Annotated in this window: 10 protein-coding genes and 1 pseudogene; 8 read left to right on the plus strand and 3 right to left on the minus strand. The window is 72.6% G+C overall.

Annotation, left to right across the window (positions count from 1 at the left end; genetic code table 11):
* Positions 1 to 102 precede the first annotated feature (102 nt).
* The 4 genes from ACFP2V_RS16675 to ACFP2V_RS16690 all read left to right on the plus strand — a co-directional run bounded on the left by ACFP2V_RS16675 (position 103) and on the right by ACFP2V_RS16690 (position 3,794).
* Positions 103 to 708, plus strand: coding sequence for a sulfite oxidase-like oxidoreductase (locus ACFP2V_RS16675; RefSeq protein ID WP_381212233.1), 606 nt, complete (start codon positions 103 to 105; stop codon positions 706 to 708).
* 109 nt (positions 709 to 817) lie between these two features.
* Entirely contained in the window at positions 818 to 1,537 is a 720-nt protein-coding gene (locus tag ACFP2V_RS16680; RefSeq protein WP_381212262.1) for a ferredoxin reductase, read from the plus strand.
* 244 nt (positions 1,538 to 1,781) lie between these two features.
* Entirely contained in the window at positions 1,782 to 2,750 is a 969-nt protein-coding gene (locus ACFP2V_RS16685) for an acetylxylan esterase (RefSeq protein ID WP_381212236.1), read from the plus strand.
* Positions 2,751 to 3,002: 252 nt separating this feature from the next.
* Positions 3,003 to 3,794: a GntR family transcriptional regulator gene (locus ACFP2V_RS16690; protein ID WP_381212239.1), complete on the plus strand. Its 792-nt coding sequence runs from the start codon at positions 3,003 to 3,005 to the stop codon at positions 3,792 to 3,794.
* On the opposite strand, the gene ACFP2V_RS16695 is transcribed toward ACFP2V_RS16690, so the two are convergent.
* The gene (locus ACFP2V_RS16695) at positions 3,772 to 4,554 is read right to left on the minus strand and encodes a class I SAM-dependent methyltransferase (protein WP_381212242.1); all 783 of its coding nucleotides are present in this window, start codon (positions 4,552 to 4,554) and stop codon (positions 3,772 to 3,774) included. The genes ACFP2V_RS16690 and ACFP2V_RS16695 overlap by 23 nt on opposite strands.
* 115 nt (positions 4,555 to 4,669) lie before the next feature.
* Here ACFP2V_RS16695 and ACFP2V_RS16700 point away from each other — a divergent pair, with 115 nt between their 5' ends.
* The 3 genes from ACFP2V_RS16700 (at position 4,670) to ACFP2V_RS16710 (ending at position 7,891) form a co-directional block, all read left to right on the plus strand.
* Positions 4,670 to 5,068, plus strand: a complete 399-nt coding sequence (locus ACFP2V_RS16700; RefSeq protein ID WP_381212245.1) for a nuclear transport factor 2 family protein — start codon at positions 4,670 to 4,672, stop codon at positions 5,066 to 5,068.
* A gap of 351 nt (positions 5,069 to 5,419) precedes the next feature.
* Complete coding sequence (gene rho / locus ACFP2V_RS16705; RefSeq protein ID WP_381212248.1) at positions 5,420 to 6,559, plus strand: transcription termination factor Rho; 1,140 nt, start codon at positions 5,420 to 5,422, stop codon at positions 6,557 to 6,559.
* A 129-nt stretch (positions 6,560 to 6,688) separates the two neighbouring features.
* Entirely contained in the window at positions 6,689 to 7,891 is a 1,203-nt protein-coding gene (locus ACFP2V_RS16710; RefSeq protein ID WP_381212250.1) for a D-alanyl-D-alanine carboxypeptidase family protein, read from the plus strand.
* Between the two features lie 69 nt (positions 7,892 to 7,960).
* On the opposite strand, the gene ACFP2V_RS16715 is transcribed toward ACFP2V_RS16710, so the two are convergent.
* Together ACFP2V_RS16715 and ACFP2V_RS16720 are read right to left on the minus strand one after the other, a co-directional pair.
* Entirely contained in the window at positions 7,961 to 8,980 is a 1,020-nt protein-coding gene (locus ACFP2V_RS16715) for an asparaginase (protein WP_381212253.1), read from the minus strand.
* Positions 8,977 to 9,765 (minus strand): FadR/GntR family transcriptional regulator, encoded by a 789-nt coding sequence (locus ACFP2V_RS16720; RefSeq protein ID WP_381212256.1) that lies wholly within the window; start codon positions 9,763 to 9,765, stop codon positions 8,977 to 8,979. The genes ACFP2V_RS16715 and ACFP2V_RS16720 overlap by 4 nt, the downstream gene beginning before the upstream one ends.
* Before the next feature lie 134 nt (positions 9,766 to 9,899).
* On the opposite strand from ACFP2V_RS16720, the pseudogene ACFP2V_RS16725 reads away from it, so the two are divergent.
* A pseudogene (locus tag ACFP2V_RS16725) lies at positions 9,900 to 10,484 on the plus strand (fatty acid desaturase); the annotation flags it as partial.
* Between the last annotated feature and the right edge of the window lie 39 nt (positions 10,485 to 10,523).

The following is a 10,523-nucleotide window of genomic DNA, read 5'->3' on the forward strand; positions in this document are numbered from 1 at the left end:
GGCGGGCGGGCGGGCGAGACAGGTGTGCGGGCGTTCCCGACCACCCCGTACGGTTGAGTCCGGAACCACCTGAGCACCACTCGCAACGGAATCGCCGATCACGTGAACATCACCCGCGGCTTCACCGGCCGCCCCCGCGTGCACAACCCCGGCCTGCCACCCGGCCAGTACGACGCGGGCGACGAATGGCCCGTACTCTCCGCCGAGGTCACGCCCGACCTCGCGCCCGCCGACTGGGCGCTGCGGATCGACGGACTGGTGGCAAAGCCCCGCACCTGGACCTGGGAGCAGGCCCACGCCCTGCCGGCCTCGGCGTACGAGGGTGCGATCCACTGTGTGACGAGCTGGTCGAAGTTCGGGGTGCGGTTCGGGGGTGTCTCCCTGGACACCTTCTGGGATGTCGCCCGCCCCCATGGGTCCGCCACACATGTCGTCGCCTACTCGCACACCGGCTACACGGCGAACCTGCCGCTCGCGGACCTGACCGGCGGGCGGGCCTGGATCGTCTGGGAGTACGACGGCCGGCCGCTCCCGCCCGAGCACGGCGGCCCGGCCCGGCTGATCGTGCCCCATCTGTATTTCTGGAAGAGCGTCAAGTGGATCGCGGGCCTGCGGCTCCTCGACCATGACGAGCCGGGGTTCTGGGAGGGCAACGGCTACCACGCGCGGGGCAATCCCTGGGAGGAACAGCGGTACTCCGGTGACTGAGACGACTGAAGCGGCCGAGGTGACTGAGCGGGCGGCGCAGCCGCAGGAGGCCCGGAACCGGGGGACGGAGCTCTCGCCGGCACCGTTCACTCCTCCGACACGGTTCGCCGTGCCCGGACGCATCGGGGTGAGCGAGCAGACGGCCTCGGTATGGCGGACGGCGACACTGACCGGCATCCGTCGCGAGACCCCGCGCGCCGCGACCTTCCGTTTCGCCGTGCCCGGCTGGCCGGGGCATGTGCCCGGCCAGCATCTGCTGCTGCGGCTGACCGCCGAGGACGGCTATGTGGCCCAGCGCCACTACTCGATCGCGTCCGCGCCGGACGACTCCGGGCACATCGAGCTGACCCTGGACCATGTGGCGGGCGGCGAGGTGTCGGGCTGGTTCCACTCGGTGGCCCGGCCCGGTGACCGGGTCGAGGTGCGCGGCCCGCTGAGCGGCTTCTTCGCCTGGCCGGGCGACCGGCCCGCGCTGCTGGTGGGCGCCGGCTCGGGCGTCGTCCCGCTGATGTCGATGGTGCGGCACCACAGGGCCCGGGGCCTGTCGCTGCCCCTGCGGCTGCTGGTGTCGGCGCGCAGTCCCGAGGAGCTGATCTACGGGGACGAGTTCGGCGCGGAGACCCTCCGGGTGTTCACCCGGAGCGCGCCGGAGGGCACGACCGCGGGACGTATGGCGGCCGCACATGTGGCGCCGTTCCTGGCCGAAGCCCCTCCGGGTGGGTGGGAGACCTATGTGTGCGGTTCCAACTCCTTTGCCGAGCATGCCTCCAGGCTGCTCGTCGCGGCCGGGCAGCCCGTGGACCGCATCCGTATCGAGCGCTTCGGCTGACCCGCGCCGCTCACCGGGCCCGCGCCACCATGCCACCCGACGGCACCGGGGCCGGGCCGCTCCGGGCCCGGCGGGGCTGCCGCTCCGGACCGGCTGCGGCAAACGCTTTCCAGGCCCTTTACCTGCGCCTCTCTCTTTTCTTGCGTATGCGTGGCTCGAGTCCGGCGCAGGGCCTGGCGGGCGCTCCGACGGTCCACGTACGGTGTGATCGCTTCGTACTGTCCCGGCACAAAGGCGGTCCCTCATGCCCCTGTTCGACCTTCCCCTCGACGAGCTGCGCGAGTACCGGAGCGCGTCCACGGCACCTGAGGACTTCGACGCGTTCTGGACCGGGACCCTCGCAGAGGCGCGCGAGCACGACCTGGACGCCCGCTTCGAGCCGGTCGACACGGGCCTGTCCACGGTGCGGGTCTTCGACGTGACGTTCGCCGGGTTCGGGGGCCATCCGGTCAAGGGCTGGCTGACGCTGCCGGCCGGGGCCGAGGCGCCGCTGCCGCTGGTCGTGCAGTTCATCGGCTACGGCGGTGGCCGCGGACTGCCCCACGAGCATCTGCTGTGGGCCTCGACGGGCCGGGCGCACTTCGTGATGGACACCCGCGGCCAGGGCAGTGCCTGGGGCGGCGGTGGCGGCACGGCGGACCCGGTGGGCGGCGCACCCGCGTACCCCGGGTTCATGACACGCGGCATCGACGCGCCCGAGAACTACTACTACCGACGGGTGTTCACGGACGCGGTGCGCGCGGTGGAGGCCGCCCGTTCCCACCCCCTGACCGATGCGGCGCGCACCGCGATACTCGGCTCGAGTCAGGGCGGCGGCATCACCCTTGCGGTGGGCGGCCTGGTCCCGGGCCTCGCGGCGGTGGCCCCGGATGTGCCCTTCCTGTGCGACTTCCCGCGGGCGGCGACGCTCACCGACCGGCATCCGTACCGGGAGATAGGCCTCTACCTCAGGACGCACCGGGGCCGCACCGGGGACGCCCTGCGCACCCTGTCCTACTTCGACGGCGTGCACTTCGCCGCCCGCGGCTCGGCACCCGCGCTGTTCTCGACGGGCCTCGAGGACCAGACCTGCCCGCCCTCGACGGTCTTCGCGGCGTTCAACGCCTGGACGCACGACGACAAGTCGATCGAGGTGTACGACTTCAACGACCACGAGGGCGGTGGCCCTTTCCAGGAGGCGGCCCAGCTCCGCTGGATGCGCTCGTACGTCTGAGGGACCGAACCGTGGACTTCAGGACAGGACGGCTTCGGCGGCTCCCGCATTCCACTCGGCTCCAGGATCATGGGACTCGGCTGCCGCCGCACCGCACGCACCCTCCCCTACGGCACCGCACGGCGGGCATCGTCCCGGTCCCGTTTCGGCCGAACTCACGGGCCGCCCTTCCCTGCTGGTTTAGACCAATGGTAGATGTGGTGGCGCAACGAGCCCACTCCGCCACGGAACGTCACCAACAGGAGGCGCGGCATGGCCCGCACCACCCCGCACGACCCTCCGCAGGCCTCTCCACACACCGCCCCATCCACCGCACCGCACGACCCTGCGCACCCCGAAGACGAGCCGCTCTACCGGCGGATCGCGACGGAGTTGCTCGGCGAGCTGCGCGACGGAGCCATTCCGCCCGGCGAACGGCTCCCGGGTGAGCGGCAGTTGGCCGAGCACTTCGGGGTGAGCCGGGAGACCGTACGACAGGCGCTGGAGGTGTTGCGCCGCGACGGCCTGGTCGCCACCGACCGGCGGGGCAGCCATGCCACGCTGAAGGGTCCGCCGGTGGAGACGCCCGCGGCGCTCACCTTCCCGGTCGGCGCGCGGTACGCCGGCCGGGGCGCGAAGGCACGGGCCACCGTGTCCTGGGAGTCTCCCCCACCCGGGCACGCAGAGGCCCTGGCCCTGGCACCCTCCCGGCCGACCCTGGTGCACCGCTACTGGTCCGCGTCGGCCGACGGGCGCGAACTGCGGACGGCTGTGACCTCGTTCTCCACCATCGCGCTCGTCGAGGTCGAGGAGCTGGCGCGCTACCGCGACCGGGCCGACGGCACCACCGCCGCGGAGCTGCGGCGCGCCTACGACTGGCTGCGCAGAGCCGGGCTGACACTGCACCACCGCGACACGATCACCCGGATCGCGGGCACGCCGTCCGTTCGGGTCACCCGCCGGGTGCACGACCAGTACGCCCGGCCGCTGGAGATCACCGAGCTGATCGTGGACGCCCAGCAGGACGCGTTGGTCTACGAGTTCACCCTGCCGGCCGCGGTCTGACCGGCACGGCGGACGGCCCTCGGCCGACCCGCGGCTCCGCGGTCCGCTCGGCGACGACCAGGCGGACCCGGGGGCTGCCGTCCGGCCGCTGCCCGAACTCGGGCAGCGGGTGGAGTTCGACCCGGAATCCGGTCCGGACCAGATCGCGCTGGAGAGCACCGAAGCGGAGGGCCCGGTAGTACATGACGAACGGCGGGCGCCACACCGCGTTACGCACCCGCATCACCACGTCGAAGCCCAGGAGCATCCCGTACGCGAGCGAGCCCGGCCGGGGCGGGGCCACCATCGGAAAGGCGAACCGTCCCCCGGGCCGCAGCACTCGGTGGACCTGGGTGAACAGCCCTGGCAGCTCACGCGGCAGGAAGTGGCCGAACGCCCCGAAACTCACCACCAGGTCGAAGGCCGGCCCGAACGGCAGCGCCCGTGCGTCCGCCCGCACCCAGCCGGCCGTCGGCCCGTCGGGCCGGGTCCGCTCGCGCGCGACGCCGAGCATGCCCGCACTGAAGTCGACGCCGGTGACGCTCCGGCGGCACACCCTCGCCAGGACGTCCATGCCCGCGCCGGTGCCGCAGCACAGATCGAGCCCGGAGTCGAACGGCCCCAGTCTCCGCAGTGCCACGGCGGTGGCGTCGAGCACCGAGTCGGGCGTACGGAAGGGGGTGTGGTCGAATTTCGGCGCGAGGAGGTCGTATCCGCGTTCCACGGACGACATCACCTGGACGGCGAGTTCGCGCAGGCGGGGGCCTTCGGGGCTGAACATCGGATCAGCCTAGGGCCTGTCCGGCATGATCCGCCGGACAGGCCCTGGACCCAGGAGCCGGCCGTGGGGCTAACCTCGTGTGCACCGTGCGATCCGTTGACTGTGAGGAGCTGTGATGCGGGCATTCCGTGAGGCCGTGGAGGCGCACGACATGGGCGCCGCCGAAGCGCTGTTGGCGGAGGATGTCGTCTTCTCCAGTCCGGTCGTCTTCAAGCCCTACACCGGCAGGCCGGTCACCGCGGCGATCCTGCACGCGGTGGCGGAGGTCTTCGAGGACTTCCGCTATGTGCGGGAGGTCAATGACGCGAACGGCCATGACCATGTCCTCGCGTTCACCGCTCGCGTGGGCGACCGCGAGGTCGAGGGCTGCGACATCATCCATGTCGACGACGACGGCCGCATCGGTCAACTCACCGTGATGATCCGCCCCTTGTCGGGCGCGCAGGCGCTCCAGGCCGCCATGAGTGCGAAGTTCGACCAGATCGCACGTGCCGCACAGGACCGCTCGGCCTGAACCGCTCCCCCGCCCGGCCCCGGGGCCCGCCGGTCGCCTCCGGCGGGCCCTTTCCTGTTTCGTGCCCCGCGCATGCACGTACCCCGTGGTACAGTCACAGGAAGCACTCGCTTCACGTCCTGATACGGACGTCGGTGCCAGCTCTTCCTCAGATTCTCGTCGGCACGCCGTTCCGCCCGTCATTTCGGGCCGGCCGTCCGGCTTTCCCACACCACCTCATGAGCGGGCTTCACCGCTGTGGCCGAGGTGCTGTTCCCACCGCCCTGGGCGCTGGACGCGTCCTCCTGCGCGGTTCTCCCCTTCCCCACGTGTGCTCCTTCCCTCCCAGTCGTCCACGAAAGGACCGGCCCCATGACCACCACCACACTCGACCGCCCCTTTGTCCAGCAGCAGCCCCAGCCCGTCAGCGGCGTCCTCGACATCGATGCGGCCGGGAAGGGGCACCTGCGGGCCGGCACCTGCCTGCCCTCCTCCTCCGACCTCGCTGTCTCCCCCGCCACGCTCCGCAGGTACGGCCTGCGCAAGGGCGACCTGACCGAGGGCCTGCGCGGCGACCGGAGTGGCCTGACCGAGGTCACCCGGATCAACGGCCGTACCCCCGAAGCGCTGCGCGGCCGGCCCCACTTCGGGGATCTGACGCCGCTTCACCCGCGGGAACGGCTGCGCCTGGAGCACCCCGCGTCCGGTCTGGCCGGGCGCGTCGTCGATCTGCTCGCCCCTGTCGGCAAGGGGCAGCGAGGCCTGCTCGTGGCCCCGCCGAAGACCGGCAAGACCGTACTGATCCAGCAGCTCGCGGCGGCCGTTGCGGGCAACCACCCCGAGTGCCGCCTGATGGTGGTGCTGCTCGACGAACGCCCCGAGGAGGTCACCGACATGCGGCGCTCGGTGCACGGCGAGGTGTACGCCTCGACCTTCGACCGGCCCGCCAAGCAGCACATCGCCCTGGCCGAACTGGTGATCGAGCGGGCCAAGCGGCTGGTCGAGGCGGGCGAGGACGTCGTCATCCTGCTCGACTCGCTGACCCGGCTCTGCCGGGCGTACAACAACGCCGCCGCCTCCGGCGGCCGGACCATGAGTGGCGGGGTCGACACCGCGGCGCTGATCGGGCCGAAGCGGTTCTTCGGTGCCGCGCGCCGGGCCGAGGAGGGCGGTTCGCTCACGATTCTCGCCTCGGCCCTGGTGGAGACCGGCTCCCGTGCCGACGAGTTCTACTTCGAGGAGCTCAAGAGCACCGGCAACATGGAGCTTCGGCTGAGCCGTGAAGCGGCGTCCCGCCGTCTGTTCCCGGCCGTCGACATCGTCCCGTCCGGCACCCGCCGGGAGGAACTGCTGCTCACCCCCGCGGAGTTGTCGGCCGCACGCGGTCTGAGGCGGGTGCTGCAGTTCCGGGAGGGGCAGTCCGGCCTGGAGACACTGCTGGAGCGGATGCGCGAGGCCCCCGACAACGCGACCTTCCTCCGGCGCGTCCGGCCCACCCTGCCCGGCAGCTGACGGTGCCCGGCAGTCACCCCTCCCCGACCGCGAAGAGCCGTCGTAGCGCCGTGCGGCATCCGGGTGCTTGCGGAGGGTCTCCGGCCCGGTCACCGTGGCCGTCCGGGGTCCCCTTCCTACGTTTGCAGTATGACTATCGGACTTGCCTCGCGGGCTGCCGTGTCCACTTGTGCCCTCTGCACAGCGAGTCTGCTGGCGCTCGCCCCCGCCGCGGCGACCGCCGGCACGCGCGCGGACCCCGCGCCGACGCCCGGCTCCGGAGCACGAGCCGGCGCGGGGCCACGGGCCCCGGCCGCGCCGGATTCGCTGCTGTACCGCTTGGGCACCCAGGTCCGCCCGCGCGCCGGGGCACCCGAGGTCCCGGAGCTGTCCGCCCGGTCGTGGCTGGTGGCCGACGCCGACTCCGGTGAGGTGCTCGCCGCGCACGACGCGCACCGCAGGCTGCCGCCCGCCAGCACCCTCAAGACCCTGTTCGCGCTCACCGTGCTGCCCGTCCTGCCCGCCGGCATCCGGCACACCGTCAGCGAGGAGGAACTGACGGGTATCGGCCCCGGCAGCAGTCGTGTCGGGGTCGCGGAGGACCTCACGTACCGGATCTCCGACCTGTGGAACGGGGTCTTCCTCAGCTCGGGAAACGACGCCGTGCATGTACTGGCCGCGCTCAACGGCGGCTGGAAGGTCACCGCCGAGCGGATGCAGGACAAGGCCCACGCCCTCGGCGCCCACGACACGCGGGTGAAGTCGCCCGACGGCTACGACACCCCGGGCCAGGTGTCGTCGGCGTTCGACCTGGCGGTGTTCGGCCGGGCCGGGCTGCACCGCCCCGACTTCGTCCGGTACTGCTCCCGCGGGGAGGCGATGTTCCCGGACCGCGACGGCGCATCGTACGGAATTCGCAACACCAACCGGCTACTCACCGGATCGGACGGGGTGGAGCGGTACCCGGGGATCGTCGGGATCAAGAACGGCTACACCAGCAACGCCGGCAACACGCTCGTGGCGGCCGCCCGCAGGGACGGACGCACCCTCGTGGTGACGGTGCTGAACCCCCGGCAGGGCGGCGGGCACGCCGTGTACGAGGAGGCGCGCACGCTGCTGGACTGGGGGTTCGACGCGTCCGGCCGGGTCGACGCGGTGGGGTCGCTGGACGCCCTGCGGGTCAAGCCCCTGCCGGGACCCCAGGCGCAGCCCGCGACCGCCGCGGTTCCGGCGGCGCGGGGCCACGGGCTCGAGCGGTCGGTGACATGGACGGTCACGGGCGCCGCACTGCTCGGCGCGATGGGCGTGGCCCTGTTCCTGCGGCTCAGGTGGGGGCCGGCGGTGCCGGACTGACCGGCCGCGACCGGCGTCACCCGCCGCCGCAGCGCATCGCCGCCCACCGCTCAGCGCTCCGAGAGGCCGTCAGCGTCGTACGGCGGTCCCGGGCAGCGGTTCCAGCGCGTGTACGGGGCGGATGCCGCCGACCGGCAGGCCGCCGCCGAGCAGCGGTTCGCCGGCGAACCCGGTGAGCGCGGCCGGATCGACCCCGGCGTGGGCAAGGGCGGCCGCGGTCACCGGGACGCGTGCCCGGTCGGCACCGTCGGAGATCTTCACGGCGACGGCGCTGCCGTCGGGCAGGGCGGCGACCTGTACGCCCTCGAATCCGTCCTTGGCGAGCAGCCCGGGTACGGCCCCCATCAGGGCGGCGACGTCCCGGCCGGAGCCCGATGCCATCCCGGGGTGGTCGCGCATCGCGTCGGCGACCCTGGCCTCGGGGGTGCCGGGCAGGGCGGTGGTGATCCGGGCGGCGGCGCGGGCGAGGCCGTACAGGGAGACGGCGAACAGGGGTGCGCCGCAGCCGTCGACGGTCACCCGGGCGACGCGCTGCCCGGTGAGGTCCTCGACGGTTTCGGCGATCGCCCGCTGGAGGGGGTGGCCGGGGTCGAGGTAGTCACCGAGGGGCCAGCCGTTGAGCCGTGCGGTGAGGAGCATGGCGGCGTGCTTGCCGGAGCAGTTCTGGGCAAGCCGGGAGGGCGGGCGGCCCTCGCGCACCCAGGTCTCGCGTACGGCCCGGCCGAACGGCAGGTCCGGCGTGTTGCGCAGGTGGTCCTCGGTGAGTCCGGCGCCCGCGAGGACGCGCCGGGTTCCGGCGAGGTGCCGTTCCTCGCCGGAGTGGCTGGCGGCGGAGAGGGAGAGCAGTTCGCCGTCGAGCGGGAGCCCGGCCCGCACCATGGCGACGGCCTGGACGGGCTTGAGCGCGGAGCGCGGGTAACAGGCGGCCTCGATGTCACCGAGCCCGAGCCGGACCTCGCCGTCGGCGCCGAGGACGACGACGGAACCGTAGTGGACACCTTCCACGACCCCGCCGCGGACGAGGTGGGCGACAGGGGCGTGGAGGGGTTCACGGACCGGGGGCGCGGCCGCGGGGAACGTGCTGTTCATCGGGATCGGTCTTCCGTGGAGGCGGGCCCGCGGGGGGCCAGGGGGGCAGGCGTGTGCGGGACCGCGCGGGTGGCCGTCCGGGTGGCGGCGCGCGCCGGGCGCACGATGGCCGTGAGGGTCGTTCCGACCCGCTCCAGATGGTGCGACATCGCCTCGGCGGCGTCGTCCTCCGAGCCGTCGGCCAGCGCCTCGACGATCACCCGGTGCTCGCTGTTGGACTGCTCGCGCCGGTCCCCGAGTTGGTTGAGGAAGGCGGACTGACGCGCCAGCGCGTCCCGGATCTCCTCGATGACCCTGCGGAACACGGGGTTCTGGGTGGCCTCGGCCACTGCGAGGTGGAAGTGGGTGTCCATGGCGGCCCAGGCGGTGGTGTCGGTCTCCCGGTCCATCCGGTCCAGCAACTGGTGCAGGAGCTCGAGGTGCTCGGGGGTACGCCGCCGGGCCGCGTACCGGGCGACCGGGATCTCGACGTGGCGGCGCACCTCCAGCAGGTCGCCGGCCGCGTAGTCGCCGAAGGTGGGGTCCCCGACGGCGTCGGCGACGACGAAGGTGCCCTTGCCGGCCCTGGAGGCGGTCAGGCCCATGGTCTGCAGCGCCCGCAGCGCCTCGCGCAGCACGGGCCGGGAGACCTCGAGGGTGCGGCACAGCTCCGCCTCCGAGGGGAGCTTGTCGCCGATGGCGTACTCGCCGCGCTCGATGGCGTCGCGCAGGTGGGAGAGGACCGCTTCCATCGCGCTGACGCGCCGCGGCCCGACCACACCTGTCTGGTTGTCTGACAGGTTCACGGGGGTGATGGTGCGGGGCGGACGCGAGGGATGTCAAGCCGGACGGGACGGCGCCCGCGCTGGGGCTATCCACACCCTCGTTCCGGGGGTCAACATCATTCTGCGGCGAGGCATTCGTTCACATACTCACATGCATGGCCAATCCAACGGTGCTCAATCCGACGACGCTCACGGAAACCCCGACCGCGCGTGCACGCGAGAAGGGGAGCGACTTCGCCGAACTGTCGCGGCGCATGGCCGCCGAAGGGCTGCTCAGGCGCCGCCCTCTCTACTACACCCTGCGCCTGGGGACCGTGGGCCTCGCCCTCGCGGGAGGTGTCGCCGCCTTCCTCGTCCTGGGCGACAGCTGGAGCCAGTTGTTCGTCGCGGCGGCCCTGGCCGTGGTCTTCGGGCAACTCGCGCTGGCCGCCCATGATCTGGCGCACCGGCAGGTGTTCTCACGCCGGCGCCCCAGCGAGGCGGGTGGTCTGCTGGTGGCCGACGTGCTGCTGGGCATGAGCTACGGCTGGTGGATGAACAAGCACACCCGCCACCACGCGCATCCCAACCACGAGCAGAAGGATCCGGATGTCGCCCCCGACCTGCTGGTCTGGTCGCGCCGCCAGGCGAGCCGGGCGCAGGGTCCCGCGCGGTTCATCGGCAAGCACCAGGCCGCGCTCTTCCTCCCGATGCTGACGCTGGAAGGCCTCAATCTGAGTTGGGTGCGGATCCTTTCGAGGGAAGGCCGTTGATCAGGCGCCGAGTTGGTAAGTGTGCTT

Origin of the sequence: Streptomyces incanus (assembly GCF_042656345.1) — a bacterium.
GTDB lineage: Bacteria > Actinomycetota > Actinomycetes > Streptomycetales > Streptomycetaceae > Streptomyces > Streptomyces incanus.

Bases quoted from the DNA above. Each gene is read 5' to 3' on its own strand.
- rho (WP_381212248.1), top strand. From the start codon at position 5,420: ATGACCACCACCACACTCGACCGCCCCTTTGTCCAGCAGCAGCCCCAG.
- ACFP2V_RS16715 (WP_381212253.1), bottom strand. From the start codon at position 8,980: ATGAACAGCACGTTCCCCGCGGCCGCGCCCCCGGTCCGTGAACCCCTC.
- ACFP2V_RS16695 (WP_381212242.1), bottom strand. From the start codon at position 4,554: ATGTTCAGCCCCGAAGGCCCCCGCCTGCGCGAACTCGCCGTCCAGGTG.
- ACFP2V_RS16685 (WP_381212236.1), top strand. From the start codon at position 1,782: ATGCCCCTGTTCGACCTTCCCCTCGACGAGCTGCGCGAGTACCGGAGC.
- ACFP2V_RS16700 (WP_381212245.1), top strand. From the start codon at position 4,670: ATGCGGGCATTCCGTGAGGCCGTGGAGGCGCACGACATGGGCGCCGCC.
- ACFP2V_RS16690 (WP_381212239.1), top strand. From the start codon at position 3,003: ATGGCCCGCACCACCCCGCACGACCCTCCGCAGGCCTCTCCACACACC.
- ACFP2V_RS16710 (WP_381212250.1), top strand. From the start codon at position 6,689: ATGACTATCGGACTTGCCTCGCGGGCTGCCGTGTCCACTTGTGCCCTC.